Annotated in this window: 27 protein-coding genes; 14 read left to right on the top strand and 13 right to left on the bottom strand. The window is 72.9% G+C overall.

Annotated elements, in window-relative coordinates; genetic code table 11:
- Positions 1-111: 111 nt before the first annotated feature.
- The 4 genes from ACZ68P_RS15165 to ACZ68P_RS15150 form a co-directional block, all read right to left on the bottom strand.
- The gene (locus ACZ68P_RS15165) at positions 112-1,419 is read right to left on the bottom strand and encodes a phosphoribosyltransferase family protein (protein WP_471006151.1); all 1,308 of its coding nucleotides are present in this window, start codon (positions 1,417-1,419) and stop codon (positions 112-114) included.
- On the bottom strand, positions 1,349-2,599 hold the full coding sequence (locus tag ACZ68P_RS15160) for a CapA family protein (protein WP_471006148.1): 1,251 nt from the start codon (positions 2,597-2,599) through the stop codon (positions 1,349-1,351). The genes ACZ68P_RS15165 and ACZ68P_RS15160 overlap by 71 nt, the downstream gene beginning before the upstream one ends.
- 75 nt (positions 2,600-2,674) lie before the next feature.
- Positions 2,675-3,589 carry a phosphatase domain-containing protein gene (locus ACZ68P_RS15155; RefSeq protein WP_471006146.1) on the bottom strand — a complete coding sequence of 305 codons (915 nt, stop codon included), beginning with the start codon at positions 3,587-3,589 and terminating at the stop codon, positions 2,675-2,677.
- Between the two features lie 3 nt (positions 3,590-3,592).
- Entirely contained in the window at positions 3,593-4,807 is a 1,215-nt protein-coding gene (locus tag ACZ68P_RS15150; RefSeq protein WP_471006144.1) for an RNA ligase, read from the bottom strand.
- 351 nt (positions 4,808-5,158) lie between these two features.
- Between ACZ68P_RS15150 and ACZ68P_RS15145 the strand changes: the two genes are divergently transcribed.
- The 6 genes from ACZ68P_RS15145 to ACZ68P_RS15120 all read left to right on the top strand — a co-directional run bounded on the left by ACZ68P_RS15145 (position 5,159) and on the right by ACZ68P_RS15120 (position 11,149).
- Positions 5,159-5,770 carry an ankyrin repeat domain-containing protein gene (locus tag ACZ68P_RS15145; protein WP_471006142.1) on the top strand — a complete coding sequence of 204 codons (612 nt, stop codon included), beginning with the start codon at positions 5,159-5,161 and terminating at the stop codon, positions 5,768-5,770.
- Positions 5,767-6,957 (top strand): YncE family protein, encoded by a 1,191-nt coding sequence (locus ACZ68P_RS15140; protein ID WP_471006139.1) that lies wholly within the window; start codon positions 5,767-5,769, stop codon positions 6,955-6,957. The genes ACZ68P_RS15145 and ACZ68P_RS15140 overlap by 4 nt, the downstream gene beginning before the upstream one ends.
- 243 nt (positions 6,958-7,200) lie before the next feature.
- Positions 7,201-8,163 carry an endonuclease/exonuclease/phosphatase family protein gene (locus ACZ68P_RS15135; RefSeq protein ID WP_471006136.1) on the top strand — a complete coding sequence of 321 codons (963 nt, stop codon included), beginning with the start codon at positions 7,201-7,203 and terminating at the stop codon, positions 8,161-8,163.
- 95 nt (positions 8,164-8,258) lie between these two features.
- Positions 8,259-8,975, top strand: a complete 717-nt coding sequence (locus ACZ68P_RS15130) for a flavodoxin family protein (protein ID WP_471006135.1) — start codon at positions 8,259-8,261, stop codon at positions 8,973-8,975.
- Positions 8,976-9,020: 45 nt separating this feature from the next.
- Complete coding sequence (locus ACZ68P_RS15125; RefSeq protein WP_471006134.1) at positions 9,021-10,295, top strand: VWA domain-containing protein; 1,275 nt, start codon at positions 9,021-9,023, stop codon at positions 10,293-10,295.
- Complete coding sequence (locus tag ACZ68P_RS15120) at positions 10,295-11,149, top strand: hypothetical protein (RefSeq protein WP_471006132.1); 855 nt, start codon at positions 10,295-10,297, stop codon at positions 11,147-11,149. The genes ACZ68P_RS15125 and ACZ68P_RS15120 overlap by 1 nt, the downstream gene beginning before the upstream one ends.
- A 254-nt stretch (positions 11,150-11,403) precedes the next feature.
- Here the strand turns inward: ACZ68P_RS15120 and ACZ68P_RS15115 are convergent, their stop codons facing one another.
- From ACZ68P_RS15115 to ACZ68P_RS15105, 3 genes are all read right to left on the bottom strand, one after another.
- A complete protein-coding gene (locus ACZ68P_RS15115; RefSeq protein WP_471006131.1) occupies positions 11,404-12,021 on the bottom strand; it encodes a hypothetical protein in 618 nt (205 codons plus the stop codon).
- Between the two features lie 208 nt (positions 12,022-12,229).
- On the bottom strand, positions 12,230-13,513 hold the full coding sequence (locus ACZ68P_RS15110) for a YncE family protein (RefSeq protein ID WP_471006129.1): 1,284 nt from the start codon (positions 13,511-13,513) through the stop codon (positions 12,230-12,232).
- A gap of 145 nt (positions 13,514-13,658) precedes the next feature.
- The gene (locus ACZ68P_RS15105) at positions 13,659-14,225 is read right to left on the bottom strand and encodes a dihydrofolate reductase family protein (RefSeq protein WP_471006127.1); all 567 of its coding nucleotides are present in this window, start codon (positions 14,223-14,225) and stop codon (positions 13,659-13,661) included.
- A gap of 209 nt (positions 14,226-14,434) precedes the next feature.
- On the opposite strand from ACZ68P_RS15105, the gene ACZ68P_RS15100 reads away from it, so the two are divergent.
- Positions 14,435-15,139, top strand: coding sequence for an NADPH-dependent F420 reductase (locus tag ACZ68P_RS15100; protein WP_471006390.1), 705 nt, complete (start codon positions 14,435-14,437; stop codon positions 15,137-15,139).
- On the opposite strand, the gene ACZ68P_RS15095 is transcribed toward ACZ68P_RS15100, so the two are convergent.
- A complete protein-coding gene (locus ACZ68P_RS15095) occupies positions 15,055-15,390 on the bottom strand; it encodes a hypothetical protein (RefSeq protein WP_471006126.1) in 336 nt (111 codons plus the stop codon). The genes ACZ68P_RS15100 and ACZ68P_RS15095 overlap by 85 nt on opposite strands.
- A 228-nt stretch (positions 15,391-15,618) precedes the next feature.
- On the opposite strand from ACZ68P_RS15095, the gene ACZ68P_RS15090 reads away from it, so the two are divergent.
- Positions 15,619-16,059, top strand: coding sequence for an OsmC family protein (locus ACZ68P_RS15090; protein WP_471006123.1), 441 nt, complete (start codon positions 15,619-15,621; stop codon positions 16,057-16,059).
- 158 nt (positions 16,060-16,217) lie between these two features.
- Positions 16,218-16,778 (top strand): DJ-1/PfpI/YhbO family deglycase/protease, encoded by a 561-nt coding sequence (locus tag ACZ68P_RS15085; RefSeq protein ID WP_471006121.1) that lies wholly within the window; start codon positions 16,218-16,220, stop codon positions 16,776-16,778.
- Between the two features lie 186 nt (positions 16,779-16,964).
- Here the strand turns inward: ACZ68P_RS15085 and ACZ68P_RS15080 are convergent, their stop codons facing one another.
- Positions 16,965-18,482 carry a carboxylesterase/lipase family protein gene (locus ACZ68P_RS15080; RefSeq protein ID WP_471006120.1) on the bottom strand — a complete coding sequence of 506 codons (1,518 nt, stop codon included), beginning with the start codon at positions 18,480-18,482 and terminating at the stop codon, positions 16,965-16,967.
- Positions 18,483-18,637: 155 nt separating this feature from the next.
- On the opposite strand from ACZ68P_RS15080, the gene ACZ68P_RS15075 reads away from it, so the two are divergent.
- Positions 18,638-18,997 carry a hypothetical protein gene (locus tag ACZ68P_RS15075; protein WP_471006118.1) on the top strand — a complete coding sequence of 120 codons (360 nt, stop codon included), beginning with the start codon at positions 18,638-18,640 and terminating at the stop codon, positions 18,995-18,997.
- Between the two features lie 175 nt (positions 18,998-19,172).
- Here ACZ68P_RS15075 and ACZ68P_RS15070 read toward each other — a convergent pair whose 3' ends face one another.
- From ACZ68P_RS15070 to ACZ68P_RS15060, 3 genes are all read right to left on the bottom strand, one after another.
- Entirely contained in the window at positions 19,173-19,526 is a 354-nt protein-coding gene (locus ACZ68P_RS15070; RefSeq protein ID WP_471006388.1) for a nuclear transport factor 2 family protein, read from the bottom strand.
- A 230-nt stretch (positions 19,527-19,756) separates the two neighbouring features.
- Complete coding sequence (locus tag ACZ68P_RS15065) at positions 19,757-20,287, bottom strand: GNAT family N-acetyltransferase (protein WP_471006113.1); 531 nt, start codon at positions 20,285-20,287, stop codon at positions 19,757-19,759.
- 235 nt (positions 20,288-20,522) lie between these two features.
- Positions 20,523-20,894, bottom strand: a complete 372-nt coding sequence (locus ACZ68P_RS15060; RefSeq protein ID WP_471006111.1) for a cupin domain-containing protein — start codon at positions 20,892-20,894, stop codon at positions 20,523-20,525.
- A gap of 349 nt (positions 20,895-21,243) precedes the next feature.
- On the opposite strand from ACZ68P_RS15060, the gene ACZ68P_RS15055 reads away from it, so the two are divergent.
- The 4 genes from ACZ68P_RS15055 to ACZ68P_RS15040 all read left to right on the top strand — a co-directional run bounded on the left by ACZ68P_RS15055 (position 21,244) and on the right by ACZ68P_RS15040 (position 24,406).
- Complete coding sequence (locus ACZ68P_RS15055; RefSeq protein WP_471006109.1) at positions 21,244-21,624, top strand: VOC family protein; 381 nt, start codon at positions 21,244-21,246, stop codon at positions 21,622-21,624.
- A 310-nt stretch (positions 21,625-21,934) separates the two neighbouring features.
- On the top strand, positions 21,935-22,294 hold the full coding sequence (locus ACZ68P_RS15050) for an SPW repeat protein (RefSeq protein ID WP_471006107.1): 360 nt from the start codon (positions 21,935-21,937) through the stop codon (positions 22,292-22,294).
- Between the two features lie 217 nt (positions 22,295-22,511).
- Entirely contained in the window at positions 22,512-22,865 is a 354-nt protein-coding gene (locus tag ACZ68P_RS15045) for a DUF805 domain-containing protein (RefSeq protein ID WP_365717867.1), read from the top strand.
- Positions 22,866-23,113: 248 nt separating this feature from the next.
- Entirely contained in the window at positions 23,114-24,406 is a 1,293-nt protein-coding gene (locus tag ACZ68P_RS15040) for an ATP-binding protein (RefSeq protein WP_471006105.1), read from the top strand.
- Between the two features lie 58 nt (positions 24,407-24,464).
- Here the strand turns inward: ACZ68P_RS15040 and ACZ68P_RS15035 are convergent, their stop codons facing one another.
- Positions 24,465-24,989 (bottom strand): GNAT family N-acetyltransferase, encoded by a 525-nt coding sequence (locus ACZ68P_RS15035; protein WP_471006103.1) that lies wholly within the window; start codon positions 24,987-24,989, stop codon positions 24,465-24,467.
- Positions 24,990-25,005 lie beyond the last annotated feature (16 nt).

Genomic DNA, 25,005 nt, shown 5'->3' with positions numbered 1-25,005 from the left:
CGAGGGGAGGCGCGGCGGGGCGACGGCGTCCCGCCGTGCGGACGCCGACGGGGAGGGGCGGCCGTCGTCACCGGGAGAGGTGGTCGGCGTCACCGGGTCGGGCGGCCGTCGTCACCGGGAGAGGTGGTCGGCGAACCAGCCGGCGGCGAGGTCGCCGACCCGTTCCAGGGCGCCCGGTTCCTCGAAGAGATGGCCGGCGCCGGCGACGACGTCGAGCCGGTTCTCGCAGCGCAGTGCGGCACGGGCCTGCTCGTTCAGGTCGAGGACCAGGGGGTCGGCGCCGCCCACGATCAGGAGGGTGGGGGCGCGGACCGCGGCCAGGCGCGGGCCGGCCAGGTCCGGGCGGCCGCCGCGGGAGACGACCGCGGACACGGAGGCGGAGGAGTCGGCCGCGGCCCGGAGGGCGGCGGCCGCGCCGGTGCTGGCGCCGAAGTAGCCGACCCTGAGGGCCGCCGTGCCCGGCCTGTCCGCGAGCCACCTCGTGGCCTGGGCGAGGCGCCCCGCGAGCAGCTCGGTGTCGAAGACGTTGGCGCGATCGGCGGCCTCCTCCTCGGTGAGCAGGTCGAAGAGCAGCGTTCCGAGGCCGGCGCGGTTCAGGGTGTCGGCCACGGCGCGGTTGCGGGGGCTGTGCCGGCCGCTGCCGCTGCCGTGGGCGAAGAGGACGACACCGGTGGCCCGTTCGGGAACGACCAGCCGGCCCGAGACCGTGGCCTCGCCCAGGGGCATGCGTACGTCGGTGTCCTCCCGCTCGGCCCGGGCGGGAGGGCCCGCCTCCGGCCCGCGCGCCGGGCGGTGGCGGGCCAGGCAGGCGAGGACCTCCTCGTCGGCGGTCTGGGCGAAGTCGCTGTAGAACTGGCCGATGGCGTAGAAGGCGTCGGGTTCGTGCACGCAGACCGTCTCGTCCGCCTCGCCGTGGACCCGGTCGGACCATCCGTGAGGGGCGACCGGGACGGCGAGCACGATCCGGGCGGCGCCCCGGGCCCGGACCACGCGGCAGGCCGCCAGTGCGGTGGCGCCGGTCGCCATTCCGTCGTCCACGACCAGGACGGTACGGCCCTCCAGGGGTACCGGCCGGCGGTCCCCGCGGTAGCGCCGGATCCGCTCCTCCAGGACCGTACGCTCGCGTTCCTCCACCGCGGCGAGGTCGCGCTCGGACGCGCCGGTCCCGTGCAGCACCCGGTCGTTGACGACCCGCACGCCGCCCTCGCCGATGGCTCCCATGGCCAGTTCGGGCTGGAACGGCGCCCCCAGCTTACGGACGAGACAGACGTCCAGGGGGGCGCCGAGGGCGTCGGCCACCTCGGCGGCGACCGGCACTCCGCCGCGCGGGAGGGCGAGGATCACGACGTCACGGCCCTTGAGATGGTCCAGGCGGGCGGCGAGCTGCCTGCCGGCGTCGGTGCGGTCGGTGAAGTACATGGTGTGCTCGTCTCCCTGGTCTGGAGAACGGACGGGCGGCGGCGGTCCCGCGCCAGGGCTCCCGCCCCTGGACGGGACGGGCGGTGAGGGCGCCGTCCGGGGCGGGGGTGATCCGGACGCCGTGGGGTGTGCTGGTCCGGTGGAGGACGGTGCGCAGCCACCGCGTGTCGGCGCCGGAGGCGTGTTCGAGCCGCATGCGCCGGGCCCGCATCGGGATCAGGCGCACCTCCTGGAGTCCGCCGTCCTCGACGGCCACCGTGACGAGAGGGAGAAGCCGCAGGTCGTCGCGGTATTCGTGGTATCCGGTGATTCCTTCGTAGTCGTTGATCAGGTCGCCGCAGCCGTGCAGGACGAGCTTGCCCCGGTACACCTCCAGCGGCCGTGGGTGGTGCGAGGAGTGCCCGTGCACGATGTCCGTGCCGCCGTCGATCAGCGCGTGCGCGAAGTCGAGGTCGGCGGCCGGGAGGGCGTAGCCCCAGTTCGAGCCCCAGTGGAGGGACACCACGACGATGTCGCCGGGGGCCTTCTCGTCCCGCAGGCGGGAGGTCAGGCGGGCCGCGGCCTCCCGGCCGGGCGCCGCGGCGAAGTGGACGCCGCCGCGCTCCGTCGTGGCCGCCCAGTCGCGGGGGACGCCGCTGGACGCCATGCCCAGGGCGAACACGAGGACCCGGCCGCCTCCGGGGAGGGGGACGACGGCGGGACGCCGTGCCTCCTCGGCGTCCCGGCCCGCCCCGGCCGTGCGCAGGCCGGCGTCGGTGAGGGCCCGCAGGGTGTCGTCCAGGCCGCGGGGCCCGTAGTCGAGAACGTGGTTGTTGGCGAGGACGCACACGTCGGGGCGGACGGTGACGAGGCTCGGCAGGTTCGCGGGGTGCAGCCGGTAGTGGACGGGCTTGCCGGGGGCGGGATCGCCGCGCGCGGTGACCGCCGTCTCGAGGTTGACGACGCGGACGTCGGGCGCCTCGGTGTCGAGGGCACTCAGCGCGTCGCCCCAGGGGTAGGCGAAGTCGGCCGGGCGGGGCACCGGCCCGTTCGCGGCCTCCGCGAGGTCGACGTAGACGCGCGCGTCGTGTACGTACTGCTCGTGGAGGGCCGGATCGACGGGGTGCGGGAGGATCTGGTCGATCCCCCGGCCGAGCATCACGTCTCCGCCGAGGAACAGTCTGACCAGGTCAGTGCCCATACGTCCAGGGTAGACGCCGACGTCCGGGGAGGTGGGGTGCCGTCACCGGCACCCCGCCTCCTTGCAAGACACGGCCTAGAAGTCGCCGTAGTTGACCTGCCAGGTCGGCAGCCCCATGCGACGCCAGACCGCGACCACACGGTCGCGGTCGTCCAGGGAGACCCGCACGGCGTACCGGTGCCGGACGTGCGCGTCGAAGAGTTCGGCCTTGACGATGTCGTCGGGGCGGCCGTCGTCGGACGCCCGCATCCACAGCTCGTCGTACGGCACGCCGTGGTGCCGCAGCCAGGCCTCCGTCATCGCGCGGTGGTCCTCGTTGCGTCCCGACAGGAGCACGATGGTGTCGCGGTGCGCGTCCTGGAAGGCCCGCAGCGCGTCCCGTACGGATCCGTTGAGCAGGTCGAGGTCGCAGCGGGTGAAGTCGTACGGTCCCCGGTCGCCGCGCAGGGCGAGCGTGCCGTCGATGTCGCACATCACCGCCGACGGCAGCGCCGGGTCGGGCACGTACGGCTGGACGGGCGGCTGGTCGTTCAGCCAGGCGTCGGTGAGGCGCCAGCCGCCCCGGGTCGCCTTGGCGTGCTTGTCGGCCAGGATCCGGATGATCTCCTCGCCGACCGGCCGGGGCCGCTCGCCGTCCCGGCGGACGCACTCCTCGACGGGCACGTGGGTGAAGTCGTGGACCACGAAGGTGGCCCGGCCGGCGACGGCCGCCTTCAGGCGCTTGGGGATGTGCGGCGTCAGGTGCGTGTTGTCGACGACGACGTCGAACCCGCCGTCGACGGCGGCGCGCACGGCGGCGTCCTGGATGCCGAGGACGGTCTGCTCGTGCGCGTGCGAGCGGCCCCGCCCGGCGTCGGGCAGGTCGAGCATGGTGCGCAGGTCGTCGAGGTTGACGCGGCGCATCCGGCCCTCGGCCCCGGCCTGCAGCTCCCGCGCGGCCGTGGTCTTCCCCGAGGCGGGCAGCCCCGTCATGACGTGTACGACAGGCACGGTTCAGTTCTCCTCGTCGGTCGCGAAGGGGTCGGATGCCTCGGGGCGCACGGCGCGCCAGACGAGGATGTCGGTCGGGCGCCCGTCGAGCCGCAGGAACATCGCCGCCCGGACGTCGTGCGGCAGTCGGCGCACGGCGCGGGCGAACGCGCCCCGGTCTGCGGCCAGGTGCTCGACGCCGCGGAACGCCTCGTCGATGGCGCGCCGGCGCGCCGCGGCCTCGTCCTCCAGGCGCGCGATCACTCCGCGTACCCAGGTGTCGAACTCGTCCGGCACCTGTTCGAGCAGCGCGTCCAGCGGCCGCCCGCCCGCCGCCCTCACACCGCCGAGTTCGGCGACCGAGCAGCCGAGGCCCTGGGCGAGCCGCTTCGCGGACACCCCGGCGAACCGCTGGACGCCGTGGCTGCGCCAGATGTCGCGGGCGGTGACTCCGGTCAGGACCTTGTGGAGCCGTACGTACTCGGAGAGCTTCGCCTTCGCCCGTACGCCGGAGGCGAAGCGCAGCACGAACCCTTCGGCGTCCGTACCCGTGGCGGCGCGGCCGCCGGGGAGGGTGTTGGACTCCGTCAGTTTGACCAGGTCGGCGAGGTCCATGGCCGGCCAGACCGTGACGACCGACCCGACGCCCTGCCAGTGGGTGGCGGCGTCGGCGAGCGGTATCTCCGTGCCGTCGGCCGCGAAGGCGGCGAGCAGGACCAGGTCCCGGCGGTCACCGTAGTCGACGACGATACGATTCTGCGGGTAGAGGATCTCCGCGAGGTAGGTCACCCCGGGGACCAGCGCCGCCGTGTCGGCACCGTCGAGCCGGCGCTGCGCCCAGGTCGCCTGCGCGCTGATGAAGGAGCCCTTGGAGGCGACCCGCCACCGGCCCGCGTAGTGGAAGACCACCGCGAGGCTGCCGTCGACCTTGTCGTAGACCTCGAACGGCTCGTCCGGCAGCGCGGGCGCGTAGGGCTGTCCGGCCTCGTGTTCACCGATGTTGAAGAACTTCGGCAGCGGGAGGGCGACGATCTCACCGGTGACGTCGTCGGCGACGAGGCCGCGGCAGCGGGTGGTGACCCGGTTCCAGATCCGCTCGTACTGGCAGGCCCGGGTGTAGGTGTAGATCGACAGCGGCAGCTCGGGGTGCGCCTTGCGCGTGACATGACCGGCGTCGAGCGCGGCGGCCAGTTCCCGGGCGGGCAGCAGTGCGTGAAGAGTCAGGGTCCCCTGGCTCATGGATTCCTCCTGGCGTGTGGTGACTCATTGTCACGTACGGGAGGCCGGGTCCGACACCGAATAAGCCCCGGCCACCGTGGGTCGGGGCGTGGCCGGGGACACGGGACGAGGGTGTCGGGGTCAGCCGATCGGTGGACCCCGGGGTCCACCGGCCGGCCAGGCGTTCCCAGTCACCGAGCCGACGCGGCGGCCGAGGGCCGGCCCCAGGATGGAGAGCGCGGGGGCCCTCGGCCACCGCGTCATTCCCCTGTCCACCACCTGTCCCCGCTTCGGGGTCCACGGTCCACCGCGACCCGCCGCCCGCCCGCTCCGGCAGCCGTCGGAGCGGCCACCGCCTCCAGGAGGACGTCCATGCGTCAGAACGACCGGCTGTCGGCGGCCGCGCGCCACGGGGACACCTCCGGGGTCCGTGCCGCGCTCGCCGCGGGCGCGCACGTCGAGATCCGCGACGACGAGGGGCGTACGCCGCTCCTCCTGGCCGCCCTCGCCGGTCATGTGGAGGTCGCGGAGCTCCTGGTCGCGGCGGGCGCCGATCCGAACGCCCGGGACGACTCGGGCGATACACCGTGGCTGGTCACCGGCGTCACGGGCAGCGTGCCCATGCTGCGCACCCTGCTCCCCGCCGGGCCGGACCTGAGCCTGACGAACCGCTTCGGCGGCACGTCCCTGATCCCGGCCGCCGAGCGCGGGCACGTCGCGTACGTGCGGGCCGTCCTGCGCGATACGGACACCGACGTCGACCACGTCAACCGGCTGGGATGGACGGCGCTGCTGGAGGCGGTGATCCTCGGCGACGGTGGCCGCGCCCATCAGGAGACGGTCGAACTGCTCGTCACGGCGGGCGCGGATCCGCTGCTCGCGGACCACGACGGCACCACACCGCTCCAGCACGCCCGGAGGCGCGGCTTCGACGCGATCGCCGGCCTGCTGGCGGCCACCGCCCGGCGGGCGGACGTCCGATGAGGGCACGTGCTCTCGCGCCCGCCGTCGCCGCCCTGGCCCTGCTCGTCGGTTGCGCGCCGGGCGGATCCGCCGGGACCGACGGCCGCTCCCCCACGGCCTCTTCCGCGGGAAAGGCGCCCTCCGCGGGCAGCGGCCCGTCATCGGACGCCGTGCCGTCATCGGACGACGGGACGTCACCGAGTGGCGCGTCGAGTGCCGCGTCGACGGGCAGGACACCCGACGGGACCCTCCTCGTGGCCGACTTCGGCGCCGACACCGTCACCTTCGTCGACCCGGCACGGGGTCCGATCGGATCGGTCACGGTGGGAACCGCGCCGTACGGCGTGGCCGTCGGCGAGGACGGGCGCGCCTGGATCTCCACGGCGGAGGGCGTCGCCGTCGTGGACACCCGCCTCCGTAGCCGCGTCGGCCTCGTGCCGTACACGACGGACACCGGCCCCGTCACCACCGGCGAATACCGCGGCGGCGGCATGGGCATCGCGCTCTCCCCCGACGGCACGCGCGTGTACGTCGGCGTCAACGTCCCCGGCGGCAAGGGGACGTTGGAGGTCGTCGACACGGTGAGCCGTGAGGTGACGGACACCGTGCCCGTGGGGCGGCGCCCCTTCGACGTCGACGTCTCGCGCGACGGTTCCGAGGTGTACGCCACGCATCACGACTCCTTCGACGTGACCGTCGTCCCGACGGGCTCGCTCGTCCCGCGGCGCGTCGAGGTCGCGCCGTACGGCACCGAAGGCGGACTCGGCTCCTGGCTCAAGCCGCACTACGCCGTCGTCCGTCCGTCGGACGGCAGGCTGCTGCTCCCCTTCGAGGGCGAGCGCCTGGTGGTCGTCGATCCGCGCACCGGCCGGACGGAGATCGAGCCCATGACGGCGAACACCCACCAGCACGGCGCGACGGTCACGCGGGACGGCACGCTCCTCGTGGTGGGGACCGGCCCGATCGATCCGTCGTCGGACGGCGGGCCGTCGCTCACCGTCCGGGAGCCCGGCGGAAAGGAGCGTGTGTACCCCCTGGACGGCGCCCACGAGGACGTCACGGTGTCGGACGACGGCCGGACCGCCTACGTCAGCGGCGGATTCACGCGCGACGGCTACTGGAACGGGATCACCGTCCTCGACCTCGCCACCGGCGACACCCGCCGCCTCGCCGCGGGTGAACGGCCCCTCGGCATCGCGGTGCTCTAGGGAGTGTCGCCACCACCCGGTGCGGCCGGGAACGCCCGGCACGCACCCTGGGCGTGCCCGGTCGGTTCGGTCCCGCAACTGGATCACCCGCCCCTGGCGTCCCTGTTCTCGGCTCCTCGGCGCATACGCCCCACGCCGGGGCCGGTCGAGGACGCTCGCGGACAGCCGAAGACGGTCCGGGACGACGCCGAAGGGCGCGTGCGGACGGCGGAGGAGACCGGGGCGCCTGGGAGGGGAACGATCATGCGAGAGCGCACGGCCGCCGCACCGGCGGCCCCACGGACGCGGCGACGGCCCGGTGCGGTGACGGCGGCGCTGGTGGGGGCGGCCGGTTGCGTGCTGCTGTTCCACTTCTTGCTGCCCCGTCTGCCGGGCGGGCCGGTCAGTCTTCTGGAGACCTTCCTGCCGTGGCTGGGCCTCGCCGTGCCGGCCGGGCTCCTCTTGGCGGCCGTACGGCGCTCGTGGCTCGCGGCGGTGGCCTGCCTGGCGCTCGCGGTCGTCTGGGCGGGGGTGTTCCGGGGGACACTGCTGCCCGCGGACCCCGACACGTACGACATGACGGTCGTGCAGCATAACGTCAGCGACGAGAACCCCGACCCGGGGCGCGTGGCGCGGACCGTCCTGGCCGCCGATCCCGATCTCGTCGCCCTCGAGGAAGTCACCCCGTCCCGTCTGCCCGCCTTCCGCGCGGCGTTCGCCCGCACCCATCCCCATCACGCGAGCGTCGGCACGGTGGGCCTCTGGTCGACGTACCCGCTGAGGGACGTCACCCGTGTCGACATCAGGCCACGGGCGGTGGGCCCCGACTGGGACCGCGGGCTGCGCGCCGTCGTGCGCGGCCCCCGGGGAGACGTGGCGACCTATGTGGCGCACCTGCCGTCGGTCAGGATCCGCCCCACCGAGGGGTACGCCACGGGATGGCGCGACGAGAGCGCCGCGCGGCTCGGCCGGGCGCTGGCCGCCGACCGGGAGGCCGCCGTCCTGGTCCTCGGCGACCTCAACGGGACCGTGGACGACCGGGGGCTGCGCCCGGTGACCGGCCTCCTGCGGGGCAGCCGGGACGCGTGGGCGTTCAGCTGGCCCGCCGGCCTGCCCCTGGCGCGCATCGACCACGTCCTGGCCCGTGGCGCGACGGTGGTCGAGACGTGGACGCTGCCGGACACCGGGAGCGACCACCTGCCGGTCGCGGCGCGCGTGCGGTGGTGAGGCGGCCCACCCGTTCAGCGCTCCCGGGTGGCCCGTGCCGACGTCGGTGTGGAGGCTGGCGTCCGGTACCCCCCACCCTCGCGAGGAGACGGCCGATGCCGGCGACTGCGTACCGCTACGACGATCTGCGCGCCCTGTACCTCAACTGCACGCTGAAGCGCACCCCCGAGGCGAGCAACACGGAGGGGCTGATCGAGCGCAGCCGGGTCGTGATGGAGGCGCAGGGCGTGGCGACGGCTCTGGTGCGGCCGGTCGACCTCGACATCGCGACCGGGGTGTGGCCGGACATGACCGAGCACGGATGGGAGTCCGACGCCTGGCCGGAGCTGTACGGGCGGGTGATGGACGCGGACATTCTGGTGCTGTGCGGTCCCATCTGGCTCGGCGACAACAGTTCGGTGATGAAGCGGGTCGTCGAGCGGCTGTACGCGTGTTCCAGTCTGCTCAACGACGAGGGCCAGTACGCCTTCTACGGCCGGGTCGGCGGCTGCCTGATCACGGGGAACGAGGACGGGGTCAAGCACTGCGCGATGAACGTCCTGTACAGCCTCCAGCACCTGGGCTACGTCATCCCGCCGCAGGCGGACGCGGGCTGGATCGGCGAGGCGGGCCCCGGACCGTCCTATCTGGACCCCGGTTCCGGCGGCCCCGAGAACGACTTCACCAACCGGAACACCTCGTTCATGGCGTGGAACCTCATGCACCTCGCGGCGATGGTCAAGGCGGCCGGCGGCATCCCCGCGCACGGCAACCAGCGCACCGCCTGGGACGCGGGCTGCCGCGCCGACTTCCCCAACCCCGAGCACCGCTGAGGCTCCCGTTTGGTTTGTCGGACGATCATCCCTACGATCCGGCAGATGATCACGAGAAAACGGCTGGCGACCGGGGCGTGCGCTCTGCTCGCCGCCCTGGCCGTCGGGCTCGTCCCCTCAGGCGCCGCCGCCGACGAACCGGCGGCCAAGGAATCCCCCAAGGTCGAGCTGGTGCTCGACGTCAGCGGCTCGATGCGGGCACGCGACATCGACGGCCAGTCCCGGATGGCGGCCGCCAAGCAGGCCTTCAACGAGGTGCTCGACGCGGTACCGGAGGAGGTACAGCTCGGCATACGCACCCTCGGTGCCGACTACCCGGGCCAGGACCGCAAGAAGGGGTGCGAGGACACCCGGCAGCTCTACCCGGTCGGCCCGCTCGACCGGACCGAGGCGAAGACGGCCGTCGCCACGCTCGCGCCCACCGGCTGGACCCCGATCGGGCCCGCCCTGCTGGGCGCGGCCGAGGACCTCAAGGGCGGTGACGCCACCCGCCGGATCGTGCTCATCACGGACGGGGAGGACACCTGCGCCCCGCTCGACCCCTGCGAGGTGGCGCGTGACATCGCCGCCAAGGGCATCCATCTGACCATCGACACCCTCGGTCTGGTGCCGAACGCCAAGATCCGCCAGCAGCTCACCTGCATCGCGGAGGCGACCGGCGGCACCTACACCTCGGTCCGGCACACGGAGGAACTCTCCAAGCGTGTGCGGCAGTTGGTCTACCGCGCGGCCGACCCGGTCGTCACTCCCGTCGCCACCGAAGGCGCCGGGAAGTGCGCCGACGCCCCGACGCTCACGCCCGGCCTGTACACCGACCGCGAGACCTTCGGACAGCACCGCTGGTACCGCGTGGACGTCCTGCCCGGGCAGGAGCTGCGCGCCTCGGTGAGCATCTCCGCCGACCGCGCGGTGAACGACGACTACGGCGTCCTGTTGCGCGCGGTGACCCTGCGCGGCCGGGAGATCGTCCGCGGCTCGGAGGCGGGCGACGGACGGACGGACGTGATCTCGACCGGTCTGCGCTACCCCAAGCCGCCGCTCGACGATGTCGACGGGGACGTCAAGCCGGCCGCGGAGACCGTGTGTCTCCAGGTCAGCAACTCCTTCTCGGCGCCCCTCTCGGTGAAGACCACGCCCGGCATGCCGATCGAACTGGCCGTCGACGTGGTCGACGCGCCCGACGAGGCGTCCGACGTGGCCGCCTTCGGCCTCGGGCGCGGCTGGTGGCTGCTCGGAGTGCTGGTACTGGCCGGTTTCGTGGGCGGTCTGCTGTGGGGCTGGCTGTCCCGCTGGCGCGTCGCCGTCTGGAGGACCAACTGATGCCTACCGTACGCACGCTGACCACCGTCCTGCTGACCGGTGCCGCTCTCCTCGGCACGCCCGGCCTCGCCCTTGCCGACTCCCCGTCGCCGAGCGACGGGGCGGGCGCGACGGCCACGCCGACCGACGGGGGCACCCCCGAGGCGGGTCCGACGGAGGCGGGCACCACCTTCCGCACGGCCGCCGCGTTCCGGCAGGGGCAGCAGGCCACGGCCGAGGCGTCCACCGGCGACTACCTCTACTGGGTGTTCCCCGCGGACAGCGGGCAGCGGCCGACGGTGACCGCCTCGGTGACCCTGCCCGAGCCGGCCGCCCGGCACGGTTCCTCCACCTGGCGCGTCGACGTCTACGACGGCCTGCGCCGCCGTCAGCCGTGCATGTACGGCATGCAGTCCCGGGTCGCGGTGAAGGAGGCCGCGACCGTGGAGCTGTCCTGCACGCTGCGCACGGTCCGCCCCTGGGCCGAGACGTGGGACGAGGACCCGCTGCCGGGGAGCTACTACGTACGGCTGACGGTGACCGGTCTTCCGGAGGACGACCTCGGCCAGCCGTTCACGACGAAGGTCGGGGCGGTCTCCGTCGAGCGGGGCGGTGCGGTCGCGGGCGGCGGTTCGCTGGCAGCCCCGCTGGTGCCGGGCGCCACCACCGAGGACGTGGCCGACGCGGACGCCGACGCGTCCAGGCCGTCGGCGGTCGAGGCGCGGGCCCCCGAGGACGGCTGGTCCTCCGGCTGGTGGTCCGACCGCTGGGTGTGGACGGCGGTGGGCGGACTGCTCGGCGCGCTCGCCGGGATCGGCGGCTACTCCCTGACCCGCGGCTCCGGCCGCCCGTCGCGGGTGCCGCCGGCCGCCTGACCCGGGCACTGCCCGCCGGACGGCGCGTGCCGCCCGCCGTCCGGCACCGGCAAACGGCCACGGCCCCCCTTCGTGGGGCTCCGTGGCCGCCGCCGATGGGCCGCTGGTTTCACGCGGACCTCTCGGCCACGGCGTTCGCCGCACTCGATCCCTCCCGCACCCGCGTCGGGCTCGTGGCGGCCACTGGCACCGGCTGATCCGCTCCTCGCCTTGCGGTGCTCACCCCGGCGGCAGCGGCCGGGGGTGTCCGTCGCTCAGCACGGGGTGGAGCGTGCGCGGCGGGGCCAGCCGTAGGTGTCGATGAACCGGTCGAGCACGGGCGAGCTGCCGGTGGCGAGCAGGACGCAGGCGTCGATGCCGTCGGCGAAGGAGGCCTCGGGCCCGCCGACGGCTCGCGCCATCCGCTCCTGCGAGCTGATGCCGATGAGCCCGCCGTCGACGACGTGCTGCCACACCGTGGCGTACCGCCTGCCGGGCAGGACCAGTTCGGCCACCCCGGCCGCGGGGCGCGGGCCGGGGAACCGCAGGTGCAGTTTGAGCAGCGGGTCGCGGCCGCCCATGCCGGACCAGCCGGTGGCGATCTCCATCCGGCCGTACGTGTCGGCGGCGCCGGCCTGGTCGAGGAGCGCGAACGCCTCCCGCAGTTGCGGTGCGGCGCCGAAGGTCCGCTCGTCCTCGTGGACGTAGACGACGAAGAGCGGGTCCAGGGGTTCGAGGACCGCCCCGTCGCCCGCCGCCATGGTGCCGGCCGCGGCGACGAACACCGTGCCCGCCAGGAAGTCCTGGCGGTGTCTCGCCTCGTCCTCCGGTGTGAACGACGTCGTGCGCAGCAGGGGCTCGTGAGGGGGCCGTGTCGGCTCGTCCTGGTTCACGGCGGGGACACTTCCCCTCGGCCCCGGGGGTACTCCTCCGGTACGCCCGGGCGCGGTCGTGTGCCTCCGCGCGCCGGGCGCACGGCCTTCGGGAGCGCCTGCCGCCCGACGTTCGCGCTTCCGCGCCCCGTCCATGCCCCGCCCGCACCTCACCTTCCGGCGTCACGGTGCCGCGCGGGGCGGGACGGGCCGGGCCGGGCGGGAGGCGTCAGCGCGTGGTCGGGCCGGCCCAGCCGGCGGGGACCCGGGCCAGCCGGACGCGCTGCGGGTGGTCGCCGACGGGGACGCTGGCGACCTTGCGGCCGGTGGCGAAGTCGATGGCCGTGACCCGGTCCGCGCCGCTCTCGGAGATGACGCAGGAGCGGCCGTCGCCGCTGACGGTCGCCCAATAGGGCTTGGACGCCTCGACCAGCGGTCCCTCCTGGAGGGTCGCGCGGTCGACGACCGTGGCGTAGTCGTCCATGGTGCCGGCCACGCAGAGTCGGCTGCCGTCGGGGCTCATCGACATGCCGTGGTGGCGGGAGTCGTTGACCCAGGCCGTGCGGTCGGGGTCGGTCGCGGGGTTCTTGGGGAGTTCCTTGACCCGGGTGATCCGGTCGGCGACGACGTCGTACTCGACGAAGCCGTTGAAGAAGGAGACCTGGAAGTACAGCGTGGACTCGTCGGGGGTGAGGGCCACGGGCCGTACGGCGTCGGACAGGTCCTTCCGGCCGAAGGCGTCGAGGCGTGCGCGCATGTCGACGACGCGTACGGTCTCGAAGGTGCGGGTGTCGACGACGGTGATACGGCGGTCGCCCTTGGTCCAGTCGAGCCACGGCTCGTCCAGCGCGGTGGTGACCTCGCCGATGGCCATGTTCCAGAGGTACCGGCCGTCGGCGCTGAAGACGTTCTCGTGGGGCTTGTCGCCGGTGGCGAACGAGCCGACCTGCTTGCCGGTGACGATGTCCAGGACGTGCACGGTGTTGGAGGTGGAGGCGGAGACGGCGACGCGGGTGCCGTCGGGTGAGACCGCCATGTGGTCGGAGCGGAATCCCGAGACGGGGAAACGCCAGTTGATCGCTCCGGTCCGCAGGTCGAGGGAGACGACGTCGGCGAAGCTGGGGCGGGAGACGACCATGGCCGTGCCGTCGGGCGTGGCGTACATGTCGTCGACCAGCTGGTCGTGTCCCTCACCGGGTCCCTGCCGCACGCCGAGGAAGAACGCCAGCTTCACGGGGTTGAGGCCGATCTCCCACATCCGCCGCTCGCGGTCGGGGACCACGTCGATCCGGGCGATCCGCCGGAAGTCGCCGCCGGCCTCGATGACGTCGGCCGTGCCGTCCCAGTTGTTGCCGACGAACATCACCTCCCGCAGGCCGGTGGCCGCCGGGGCGCCGGAGCCGCCCGGGGCCGCGGCCACGGTCGAGCCGCTGCCGACGGCGAGCGCGAGGGCGGCGGCGAGGGAGCCGAGCAGGAGGCGGCGTGCGCCGCGACCCGAGCGGGGAGCAGACATCCGTGTTCCTTCCAGGAGGCCGTCGCGGGGCACCGACACCCTTGCGGCGAGAGCGAGTTACTCCGAGTAAGTCGAGTTACTCGAAAGTAGGCAGTTGTCGCTCCCGCCACAAGAGTCCGGGCGGAACACGTCCGCGCGACGCCTGCTACCGGTCCCGTTCGTAGCGCAGGAGCACCACGCCGGTGCCGAAGGTCCGGGTCCCCACGAGGCGGAGGGAGGTGAGGGTGTCCGTGCCGGGGAAGAGCGGCTTGCCGCGTCCGAGGAGGACGGGATGGACGCAGAGGTGGTAGCCGTCGATCAGGTCGTGCTCCGCGAACGCGGCCGCCAGGTCCGCCCCGCCGAGCGCCAGGTCACCGCCCGGCTCCTCCTTGAGCGCACGGACCTCGTCGGGGTCGACGCTCCGCACGATCGTGGTGTTGCCGTCGGCGTGCTCCAGGGTCGTGGAGTAGACGATCTTGGGTTTCGTGCGCCAGATCTCGGCGAACTCGACCATCTCCGGGGTGCTCGCGGGATCCTTGTCGGCGGTGGGCCAGAAGTCCTGCATCAGCTCGTACGTCACCCGGCCGTCGATGAAGCCGCCCACGGCGGCCAGCTCCTCGTTGAAGTGGCGGTGCAGCTCCGCGTCGACCGTGTGCCAGTCGATCGAACGGTCCGGCCCCTCCATGTAGCCGTCGAGCGAGACCGACATGTACAGGATGATCTTTCTCGCCACGGCTCGGTCTCCCTCTCCTCGCTCTGGTCCGGCTCGCGCTGCCGGCGGCACCGCCGACCGCGGTCGTGATCCGGCGCGCGGCCGACAGTAGCCGCACGCCGCGCCGTCGAGGCCGTGCCACGCCTCCCGCCTCGGGTGATCCTGCCGGTCCCCCCGCTCAATCCCCGGCGGACGGCCGGGAATAGGTGCACACGGTCGGCAGTTCTGGCCTGGCGTGGCATTCGGCCGCACCCGGTTCGGAAGGAAGCTCCATGAAGATCGGCATCATCGGCGCGGGCAACATCGGCGGCAACCTCACCCGGCGGCTCACCGCACTCGGCCACGACGTGTCCGTCGCCAACTCCCGCGGCCCGCAGACCCTCACCGCCCTCGCGGAGGAGACCGGGGCGACGCCCGTGCCCGTCTCCGAGGCGGCGCGCGGCGCCGAGGTCGTCGTGGTCACCGTCCCGCTCAAGGCGGTCCCCGACCTTCCCATCGGTCTCTTCGACGGCGCCGCGGACGGATTCGCCGTCCTCGACACCGGCAACTACTACCCCCGTGAGCGGGACGGCCGCATCGCCGCCATCGAGGACGAGGGTCTGACCGAGAGCCGCTGGACCGAGCGGCACGTGGGCCACCCCGTCGTGAAGGCCTTCAACGGCACCTACGCCGCCGACATCCTCGACAAGCCGCGCCCCGCCGGAGACCCGGAGCGGATCGCGCTCCCGGTGGCGGGCGACGACGAGGCGGCCAAGCGGAAGATACGGGCCCTCATCGACGAACTCGGCTTCGACACGGTCGACGCCGGCGGCATCGACGACTCCTGGCGCCAGCAGCCCGACACCCCGGTCTACGGCCTGCGCGGCGGGGTCGAGGCCGTGACGAAGGCCCTGGCGGAGGCCTCTCCGGAGCGCCCCGCGTCCTTCCGCGGCTGACCGACGGGGCGTCGCGTCCGGGCGCCGGCTCTGCGGAGCACCCGGTCCGAGCAGGTGCGCAGCTGGGAGCGGGAGAGCCTGGCCCGCTGCCCTCCACTGGTGATCAGCGCGTTCACCGGGGCCATCGGGTCGGCGCCGACCGACTTGGCGACCAGGACGCCGACGACCAGGGGAACGATCGCCACGGCCAGCGCCGAGCCGGTCGTCGTGACGTGCTGCATGCGGCGGCTGCGCCGGGTCTCCGAGGTCATGCCCCGATTCCACCAGCGCGGGCGATGGTGGGGTATCGGGCGCCGTACTCAGTTCGCGCGTACGCACCTACTCACGCGGGGATCCGTCCGGCCGTCCGGATCCCCGCGCGACCGCGCTTCCAGGCCGAGCGCCGGACCGGCGCGTCCCCTTGGCCGCTCACGACGCGTGGGGTTGCGTGGGCCGTCGACCCGTAACGAACCAACCCCGAGCCGAGGAGCACCGCCGTCATGGCCGACTACCGCATCGAGACCGTCCGCAACGGCTACCGCGACTGGACCGCCCGCAACGACCGAGGGGCCGAGGTGCGGATCGGCGCCGCGGACGACGACACCACGCAGCCGTCCTTCACCCCCGTCGAGTTGCTCCTCGCGGCGATGGGCGGGTGCGGCGGTCTCGTCATCGACCGCACGGCGCGCGCGGTGGACCACGACGACCTGCGGATCGTGGTGGAGTCGGTCTCGGGCCCGGAGGACGACGGGCGGGTGGGCCGGATCAGGGTCAGTTACGAGTTCGAGCTTCCGGACAGCAATCCGAAGGCCGCCGAGGTCTTCGCCCGGGGCGTGCGGCTGACGCACGAGAAGCACTGCACGGTGAGCAGGACCGTGGAGCACGGCGCGACGGTGGAGGCGGTCCTGCCGGACGGCACGATCGGATTCCGGGCCGGCTGACGTGGGCGGCTGACGTCAGGGCCGGCTGACGAGGGCGGCTGACGTCAGGGCCGGCGCGGGGCCGGACCCGTGCTCCCGAAGTGTCCCGGTTTGGGATCGCGTCAGGGGGTGACACGCAAAGGGTGACGCCAAGGCCATGAATCAAGGAGGAGACGGCCGTGACCCTGGACGGAAAGCGCGTGCTCGTCATGACGACGAACTACGGGACGGAGCAGGACGAACTGAAGAAGCCGGTGGCGGCGCTCCGCGACGCGGGCGCACGGGTGACCGTGGCGGCCCAGAAGGCGGAGCCGGTGGAGACCCTGGTGTCCGACCGCAAGCCGGGCGAGAGGGTGCTTCCGGACACGACGTACGGCGAGATGTCGGCCGACCGTTTCGACGCGGTCGTCATCCCCGGCGGCACCGTCAACGCCGACAATCTGCGGATAGACGAGACGGCGTGCCGGCTGGTGGCGTCGTTCGCAGAGGCGGGCAAGCCGGTCGCGGCGATCTGTCACGGCCCCTGGCTGCTCGTGGAGAGCGGCTTGGTCAAGGGCCGGGAACTCACCTCCTACCCGTCGCTGCGCACCGACGTGACGAACGCGGGTGGCAACTGGGTGGACCGGCAGGTGGCCGTCGACTCGTCCGAGGGATTCCGACTGATCACCTCCCGGAATCCCGGCGATCTGGAGCCCTTCTCCGAAGCCATCATCGAGGCCCTCGGGGCCACGGCGTCCTGAGCCGGAATCGTGCGCGAGGGCCCTGCGCCGGAGACCGGTGATCGGACAGCCCTCCACACCCCTCGGACCGGGCCGGGGGCGACGCGGTGTCTGCCGTCGCCCCCGGCCCGCCGCCGTCAGCGTGCCGGGAAGCCCCGCCGTCCTCACGAGGGGGCGTCCGACAGATGCCGGAGGGTGGCCGCCGCGTCAGGGCCGCCAGATCTCGCGGACCTGCCGCAGGGGGTCGCTCTCCACGCGCGGCTCCGCGTCCCAGACCATCGTGGCCCGGTCCGACACGGTGTAGCGCGGCCACTGTTCGCCCGGGTCCTGGTCCCGTACGAACGCCACCCAGGCCCGGTGCATCGCGTCGGCCAGCGCTCGCGGCGGCGCCTCTCCCGCGGCCGCCGTGACGCCCTCGGCGCCGAGCAGGTCGAACGCGAACGGCAGGTCGAGACAGTGGAAGGCCAGGCTGTTGACGGGGGACGCCCACCTGAACTCGTAGAGCCACGTCGGCCGTTCGCGCTCCGCGCGGGCATCGGCGACGGCCAGGGACGGGGCACGGAAGGTGGCATCGGTCAGCGCCTGCCCGAAGAGCCGGTCCTGGCCTCCTTCGCCCGCACCCTCCGCGTACGCCGCGATGAAGCGCTCCACCCGGGCCTCGTCGAGCCCCAGGGCGCCGAGCATCACCGGTAGGGGCGGGCCCTCGGGCCCTGGCGCGGGGAAGGCGTTGAACTCGTGCGCGGTGAACCCGAGCATCAGCGGAACCTCGGCGCCCGCGTCGCCGGAGGTGAGCGCGCCGAGGACCGGCGCCGGGATCAGCTCGTCGTCGGCGAACGGCGCCAGCGACAGCAGCGGGGGCAGGCCCGCACGGTCGGGGCCGGGCTCCCCCAGGCGGCCCTGGAGATCGAGGAGTTCGTCGTCGCTCAGACCCCGCAACGCGGCCGCCGTGGCGGGCACTCCGGTACGTGAGGTGAAGAGCCGGGACACGGCCCGGCCGACCTCGGGACCGTCGGGCCGCATCACCGCGCCGGAGACGGAGATTGCCGCGCGGAACAGCGTCCGGGCCGCGGGCACCGCCAGCAGGGTCTGCACCGCGCCACCGCCCGCCGACTGGCCGGCGATGGTCACCTGAGCCGGGTCACCCCCGAAGCGGCCGATGTTGTCCCTCACCCATTCGAGGGCGGCGATCCAGTCGCGCACCCCGCGGTTGTCCGGTGCGCCGTCGAGGTGGAGGAAGCCCTCGATGCCGAGGCGGTATCCCACGGAGACCAGCACGACACCGTCGCGGTTGAAGGCGGCCCCGTCGTACCAGGGGCTGGCCGCCGAGCCGGCGACGTAACCGCCGCCGTGGATCCAGACGAGGACCGGCAGCGGAGTGGCGGGTTCCGTGGAGGGGGTGAAGACGTTCAGGTTGAGCACGCCGGCTCCCGGGACCGACGGCTCGGGGATGGTGGTGACGTCCGCGAAGGGGCGCCGCTGCGCCGTCGGCCCGTAGGCGGTGGCGTCGAGGGGTTCGGTCCACGGCTCGGGCGGTACGGGCGCGGCGAACCGCAGGTCCCCGACGGGGGGCCGCGCGTACGGGACACCCAGGAAGCGGAAGCTGTCGTCGGCGTGGCGCTCACCGCGCACGGGACCGCTGCCGGTGGTGACGACGACGGCGTCCGCGCTCCGCGAGTCGGAGGCGGGCGTGGCGGCCGGGGGACGCGGGGAGGTCGGGGCGGACATGGGGAGCCTTCCTGGCCGGACAGCGCGCTGAGGGACGATCGTCAAGGTGACACGTGTAACTTGGCCATGTCAAGACACCTGTCGTGTGCCGCCTTCTCCGCTCGGGTAAACCGGGTGCGCGGGGCACGAGGAGAGCGGGGGGCGGGTTCGTGGGGATGAGCGCTGACACGGCGGTCGGTGTTCTGATCGTGGCGGGTGGGACGGCCCTGATCGCGGTGGGCGTGCTGCGGAGGGGGCGCGCCGTGCAGCCGCTGTCCGCGGAGCGGGCGCGGGCGGTGGCCGAGCGGAGGGCCGCGCGGGCGCTGCTGCGGGCCGCCGATCTGGCGATCGCCACCGCTCGTGGCGCGGCCGGCCCCGGCGAGCCGGCCATCGTGACGGTGGAGGACGTGGTGCGGGTGGCACGGGAGCACTTCGGGCAGGAGGACGTCGAACGGCCACGGGCGGCGGCCGCTCTGCGGTGTCAGTACGAGCGGGGCGACCACGCCGCGGAGTGCATGACCGACGCCTACATCTGATCGCGCGGGGCGGCGCGGCGGGTCCGCGGCCGGTCGTTCGTCGTTCGTCGCCCGTCGTTCGTCGTTCGTCGCCCGTCGTTCGTCGTTCGGATCGCGGATGGCGGAACGCGGATGGCGGGTGACGGATGACGGATGACGGATCGTCCGTCGTTCGGGCCGGCCGTCCGCCGTGGGTCTACGGCTGTCGCGGAGCGCTCGGCACGGGCGTGGCCTGGTGGTAGTAAAGCCGCCAGCCGTGCCCCGCCGCGTCCGTACGGCGCCGCCACAGCGAACTGCGGCGCGCCCGCTGCCCTTCGATCACCGTCTCGTAGGTCAGGTGGACCAGTCCGGGGGCCAGAACGGCACCGGTCATTCCGATCGGCTCGTGACGAGGGCCGTCCGCGGTCGCGCCGGCCATGGTGGGGAGCGCGGCCAGCATGGTCGCGTACGTCCAGCGGCGGCCCGAGGCGCCGACCTCGACGAAGTCGGGGTCGAGCAGATCGCCGGCGAGCTCCCGCGAGGAACGGACGGCCGGCTCCATGAGCCGCAGCTCCGCCGCGACGGCCTCGTGGACGTCGCGGGCCTCGCGAACCTCGGCGGCTTCATGGCCGTCGGAGCGTCCGGTCTCACCGGAGGCGTCGACGGCCCGCCCCACTCCCGCCTCCGCCTCCACCCCGCGGCCGTTCACGCCTCCATGGGAGGCGCCCCCTTCGGTACCGCGCCCGTCCGCCCCCATGCCACCCGTACCGCGCCCGTCCGTGCCGCTGCCGTCCACGCCGCTCACAGCGTGATCCAGTAGCGCCGCTTGAGGCCGATCTCCGTCTGCCGCACGTCCTCCAGGAAGCCGCCGTTGCGCTCGATCGTGCGCGCGGACGCGATGTTGTCGTCGTCGCAGGTCAGCAGGAGTCGTTCGATACCCAGAGCACGGGCCTCGGGGAGCACCGCGCCCAGCGCCCAGGTCGCCAGGCCCCGGCGCCGGGCGGAGGGACGGATGCTGTAGCCGACGTGACCGCCCGCGCGGAACAGGAAGTCGTTGAGGGTGTGGCGCAGGTCGATGGCGCCCAGATAGGTGTCGTCCTCGACGATCCACCAGTGGGTGGCGTGCACCCAGCCCTCGGCGAGGGGCCGATCCGGGTCCGACTGTTCGCGCAGTCGCCGCACCCAGGCCGCGAAGACGTCGGGATCCGCGAGGACGTCCTCCCCCGCCAGACGCATGCCGCCGCCGTCCTGCCGGGCGCCGGGACTCCACTCCGCGTGCGCCGTGAGCCAGGAGGTGTGGAGGCGTGCCGTGGGGGCGATCAGTTCGGGCATGCGGGCGACGATAACAGGGCAACGCCCCCGTGATCAGCGGATATACGACGCGGGTCGGTGGCCGGCCGGTCTTCCCCGGTCACCCTGTGGCGGCGCGCCCTGCCGCGAGCGGGCGGTAAGCGGGCCGCTCGCCGAGTTGGCCGGGCTGCTCGACGGAACGGTGACCGCTCATGGCGACGACCCGTCAGACCGCTGACGACGTCATCCTCCCCCGCCCCTCGCGAGGCGGGCCGGGTCAACCGTCCTTGCGCACGGCGTAGTCGCCGAATCCGGCCCAGTCCACGACTTGGCACGCCTCGTCGCCGAGGACCCACGCGTCGTGCCCCGGGGTGGCCGTGAAGAAGTCTCCCGGGCCGACTTCCTGGGTCTCGCCGTCGTCCATGACGACCTTCATCCGGCCGCTCACCACATAGCCGACGTGGGACGCCTGGCAACTGTCGGTGCCGGCTATCGGCTTGACGTGCTTCGTCCACTGCCAACCGGGCTCGAACACAGCGCGGCCCACCGGGCCGTGTTCCGTGTTCAGCAGTTCCAGCCGGCCCGTTCCGTCTTCGAAGGGGCGGGTCTCGTCTGCGGAGTCGAAGCTCCGGCGCACGATTCCGGTCATGGTCATCCGCCTCCTGGGCGGTGGGACAGAGAACCCCCGAGTCCACTTCCAGGCTACGCCCGACGGCTCCCACCGCTACCGCGTTGCCGCTCGACCTGATCAGCGGCTAGCGTGATCCCCATGACTGCCGGGTCGGCCATGGGCCGTGAGCGAGTAGGGCACCCGGCCATGGCGTGAGCTCCGCCGGACGGGCGCGAGGCCCGCCTTGGCCGTCTCCCCGCGCATGAAGGCATCGCGACCGCCGCGACCTCGTGCCACCGCGTCGTCCGCGACGTCGCCCGCGACGGGCGCCGCCGGCGCGACGAGACGAAGCCAGGACACCCTCGCCCACCTTCCGAAAGGACCCCCTGTGGCCGTCGAGCTCAACCACACAGCCGTTCACGCCCGCGACAAGCACCTCTCCGCACGCTTCCTCGCCACGATCCTCGGTTTGGAGGTCGGCGCCCCGTTCGGGCCCTTCGTGCCGGTCGACACCGGGAACCGGGTCACCCTCGACTTCTACGAGGACCCGGACCTGACGTTCGTCCCGCAGCACTACGCGTTCCTGGTGCCGGACGAGGAGTTCGACACCATGATCGCCCGCTTGGAGGTGGTGGGGGTGACGTACTTCTCGGACCCGCACCACCGGGACCCCGGCCGGGTCAACCACCTCTTCGGCGGCCGGGGCGCCTACTTCGCCGACCCCGACGGCCATAACCTGGAGATCATGACGCGCCCTTACGCCAGGTAGGCGGGGTTACGCGCATGAGGATACGAAGGTGCGTATCCATTCGTCGGTCGTCGCTCATTCACCGAACGGTCATTCACCTGGCGGTCGCCGAGGCACTTTCGGCGGCTGATTTCCGTAGAAATCTCTTACCGGACAGATCTACACATAAGGCCCAGATAAGAGCACAATGTAAGCGCGGCACGATGTCGCAAGCATGGTCGGACGTGCATGACGCCAGAAGGAGGCGAGTCGTATGTCTGACGTCTCTCATCGCCCGGGTGATATCAGGGGCCACCCCGACGCCCCGGAAATGCGGGACCGTTACTCACGGATGCTCCAGACCCGTGGCGTTACGGCAGTCGAGGAACTGGTGATCCTCGCCGGAGTCTGGTTCGCGATCTCCCCCTACACGGTGCACTTCGCGGCCGCCGCTCCGGACCTCGCCCTCACCAACCTGATCGTCGGCATCGCCCTCGCGGTCGTCGGCCTGTGCATGTCGATCGCCCCGGAGCGGACGGGAGACCTCAATCTCGCCGTCCTGCTGTTCGGAGTCTGGATGATCATCTCCCCATGGGTGGTCGCCAGGGACGCCGACACCGGCGCGATCGTGAGCAACGTCATCACGGGCGCGTGCGTCTGCCTCTTTGCGCTCACGGCAGGCGGACTGCTGATGAGCAAGCGAAGGACATGAGGAACTTCTGATCCTCTGCCGAGCGGCGTCGCACCCCCTGGATGCGACGCCGCTCTCGTGTATCGACCCACAGGCTGCGCAAATCCAGACACATCGCCGCCCAACGCCCCTCTGTAGGTAACGAATTGACCCACGCCGTTTCAGCCACATAAGTTCTGCGTAAGCTTGCTCCACAGGGACAGGCTCCCGCTCGCATCCCAGTCCTTGGGGGGACAAAGTGAACTGGTACCTCGACGTTCTCAAGAAGTACGCGGTATTCAGCGGCCGTGCGCGCCGTAAGGAATTCTGGATGTTCACGCTCTTCAGCGTGCTCATCAGCATCGTGCTCACCATCATCGACAGCGCGCTGGGTATCCAGCTGCTCAGCCTGATCTACTCGCTGGCCGTGCTGATCCCGACGCTCGCGGTCTCCGTCCGCCGGCTCCACGACACGGGCCGCTCCGGCTGGTGGATCCTCATCGGTCTGATCCCGCTCGTCGGCGCGATCATCCTCATCGTGTTCTACGCGAGCGAGGGCAACCAGACCGAGAACGCCCACGGCCCGAACCCGAAGCTCGCGCCCGCGTACTGACGGCAGCGCCGCAGGTAGTGTCCAGAAGCCCCCGGAAGAATTTCCTCCGGGGGCTTCGCGCATCTCCCGTGCGCGCGTGCGCGCCTTGGGGCGGTGCCCCCCGCCCCTCGCGCGTGCCGCGAGCCACCGGAACGGACCAGTGACGGTTCGTAGCATTCGCCGCCTCCGCCTTGTGCACACCGGCACACGACCGGCGTCACCGGCCGCCCCTAGCCTCGCCGCAACAGTACGAACGAGGGGCGGTACCGGTGAACTGGCTCATCCACGACTACCGCGAGAGCGATCTCGCCGCGGTCGTCCACCTGATCGACACCACGGCCGAGCTCGGTCAGGAGTCGGTCTTCTCCCTCGCCGAGTGCATCGGCGCCCTGACCTCCCGCCAGCCGGCCGTCGTCGCGGTCCACCAGGGCGTTCCCATCGGGGCCGCCCTGGCCTGTGTGGCGGGCGAACGGGCCTGGGTGATGCGGATCGCCATCTCCTCGGCGTGGCGCGGACGCGGACTGGCCAGCGCCCTCCTGGTCGAGCTGGAGCGGCGGCTCGTCGCGGCGCGGGTGGGCCGGATCGCCTACGTCCTGCCGGAGGAGGACCTGCTCGGCGAAGGGCTCCTCAACGCCGGCTACACCCGTCAGCCCGCCGTCGCCTACTTCGAGAAGGTCGAGCCGCTGCACGGCCCCGCCGCCAACCTCCTCGAGGACCTCGGCGGGCGGCTGCTTCCCGGCGACCTGTGGGCCAAGGTGGCCGGCATGGAGCGGGAGAAGGACCTGATCGAACGGCGTGTCGTGCTTCCCCTCGCCGAGCCGGAACGCGCGGCGCGCCACGGAGTGCGTCCGCCGCGTGCGGTGGGCCTCTTCGGCCCCCCGGGAACGGGCAAGACGACCTTCGCGCGCGGGATCGCCTCACGCCTCGGGTGGCCCTTCGTGGAGATCCTGCCCTCCCGGCTCGCCGACGAGGGCAACCTGGCGGCGGCACTGCGCTCCGCCTTCGCGCGGATCGCGGAGCTGGAGCGGGTCCTGGTCTTCATCGACGAGGTGGAGGAGATCGCCCCGGTCCGCTCCGAACCGGCGCAGCCCGGAGGCATGCACGGCGTGACCAACGAACTGCTCAAGCTCATACCGGGCTTCCGGGAGCGCGACGAACGGCTCCTGGTGTGCGCGACCAACTCGATCCGCTCCCTCGATCCCGCCTTCCTGCGCCCCGGCCGGTTCGACTACCTCATCCCGATCGGTACGCCGGACGAGGCGGCCCGCACCGCGATCTGGACGCGTTACACCGACGGCAGGACGGATGTGGACATCGACGGACTCGTCGCGGCGAGCGAGCTGTTCACTCCCGCCGACATCGAGCACGCGGCCCGGATCGCCGCCCAGAACTCCTTCGAGCGCGACCTGGTGGCGGTCGGGGCGCGGGGCGGTGCCGAGGAACGGGTGCCGGGCGCGAGCACGGCGGACTACCTGGCGGCGATCGCCCAGTGCCGGCCGACGGTGACACCGGAGATGATCACGCAGTTCGAGTCCGACATCACCACGCACGCGCGCTTCTGACGTCGTCGGCGGGCGTATCCGGGCGGGAGTTCACTCGCGGTCCGGGTCCGTGGCGGGTTCAGACGTGCTCGCGACGCTTGCGGTAGAGGACCTGGTGGGCGTCGTACTCCACGAAGGACTCGGCGTGGGTCATGCCGATCCCGGCCAGGAGCCGCCGGGACCGGTCGTTCGCCTCCTGGGTCACCGCGACCACGCTCGGTGCGCTCTCCAGAGCCCGGTCGACGGCGGCGGCGACGGCCTCGCGGGCGTACCCGTGTCCCCAGTGCTCGGGCAGGAACTGGTAGGAGACCTCGGTCTCCCCGTCCCGGGCGTCCGGCTCCAGCGTGACGAGGCCCAGCAGTGTCCGGTCCGACGTCCGCACCACCGCGTGGACGCCGGGCGCGCCGACGACCCGCCGCTGCCGGATCCGTACGACCTGCTCGGTGACCGGGCCTCCGAGATGGCGGCGGACCAGCGGGTCGGTCCACAACCGCGTCACGGCCGGCACGTCGCCCGCCAGCACGGGCCGCAGCAGCAGACGCTCGGTGGTGAGCGTCGTCCTGTCGGCTCGGTCGCCCGCGGCCGGGGCGGAGGAGGTCGCCATACCCCCGATGATGGCA

The organism is Streptomyces sp. NPDC036822, from assembly GCF_055609145.1.
Note: the sequence above shows the minus strand (reverse complement) of the source record. Positions and strands in the feature narration are given on the sequence as shown.

What these genes read in the sequence shown, in the direction of transcription:
- ACZ68P_RS15080 (WP_471006120.1), bottom strand. Translation starts at nt 18,482, where the DNA reads ATGTCCGCCCCGACCTCCCCGCGTCCCCCGGCCGCCACGCCCGCCTCC.
- ACZ68P_RS15165 (WP_471006151.1), bottom strand. Translation starts at nt 1,419, where the DNA reads ATGTACTTCACCGACCGCACCGACGCCGGCAGGCAGCTCGCCGCCCGC.
- ACZ68P_RS15160 (WP_471006148.1), bottom strand. Translation starts at nt 2,599, where the DNA reads ATGGGCACTGACCTGGTCAGACTGTTCCTCGGCGGAGACGTGATGCTC.
- ACZ68P_RS15090 (WP_471006123.1), top strand. Translation starts at nt 15,619, where the DNA reads ATGGCCGACTACCGCATCGAGACCGTCCGCAACGGCTACCGCGACTGG.
- ACZ68P_RS15130 (WP_471006135.1), top strand. Translation starts at nt 8,259, where the DNA reads ATGCCGGCGACTGCGTACCGCTACGACGATCTGCGCGCCCTGTACCTC.
- ACZ68P_RS15110 (WP_471006129.1), bottom strand. Translation starts at nt 13,513, where the DNA reads ATGTCTGCTCCCCGCTCGGGTCGCGGCGCACGCCGCCTCCTGCTCGGC.
- ACZ68P_RS15150 (WP_471006144.1), bottom strand. Translation starts at nt 4,807, where the DNA reads ATGAGCCAGGGGACCCTGACTCTTCACGCACTGCTGCCCGCCCGGGAA.
- ACZ68P_RS15060 (WP_471006111.1), bottom strand. Translation starts at nt 20,894, where the DNA reads ATGACCGGAATCGTGCGCCGGAGCTTCGACTCCGCAGACGAGACCCGC.
- ACZ68P_RS15050 (WP_471006107.1), top strand. Translation starts at nt 21,935, where the DNA reads ATGCTCCAGACCCGTGGCGTTACGGCAGTCGAGGAACTGGTGATCCTC.
- ACZ68P_RS15075 (WP_471006118.1), top strand. Translation starts at nt 18,638, where the DNA reads ATGAGCGCTGACACGGCGGTCGGTGTTCTGATCGTGGCGGGTGGGACG.
- ACZ68P_RS15140 (WP_471006139.1), top strand. Translation starts at nt 5,767, where the DNA reads ATGAGGGCACGTGCTCTCGCGCCCGCCGTCGCCGCCCTGGCCCTGCTC.
- ACZ68P_RS15135 (WP_471006136.1), top strand. Translation starts at nt 7,201, where the DNA reads ATGCGAGAGCGCACGGCCGCCGCACCGGCGGCCCCACGGACGCGGCGA.
- ACZ68P_RS15095 (WP_471006126.1), bottom strand. Translation starts at nt 15,390, where the DNA reads ATGACCTCGGAGACCCGGCGCAGCCGCCGCATGCAGCACGTCACGACG.
- ACZ68P_RS15035 (WP_471006103.1), bottom strand. Translation starts at nt 24,989, where the DNA reads ATGGCGACCTCCTCCGCCCCGGCCGCGGGCGACCGAGCCGACAGGACG.
- ACZ68P_RS15065 (WP_471006113.1), bottom strand. Translation starts at nt 20,287, where the DNA reads ATGCCCGAACTGATCGCCCCCACGGCACGCCTCCACACCTCCTGGCTC.
- ACZ68P_RS15125 (WP_471006134.1), top strand. Translation starts at nt 9,021, where the DNA reads ATGATCACGAGAAAACGGCTGGCGACCGGGGCGTGCGCTCTGCTCGCC.
- ACZ68P_RS15145 (WP_471006142.1), top strand. Translation starts at nt 5,159, where the DNA reads ATGCGTCAGAACGACCGGCTGTCGGCGGCCGCGCGCCACGGGGACACC.
- ACZ68P_RS15120 (WP_471006132.1), top strand. Translation starts at nt 10,295, where the DNA reads ATGCCTACCGTACGCACGCTGACCACCGTCCTGCTGACCGGTGCCGCT.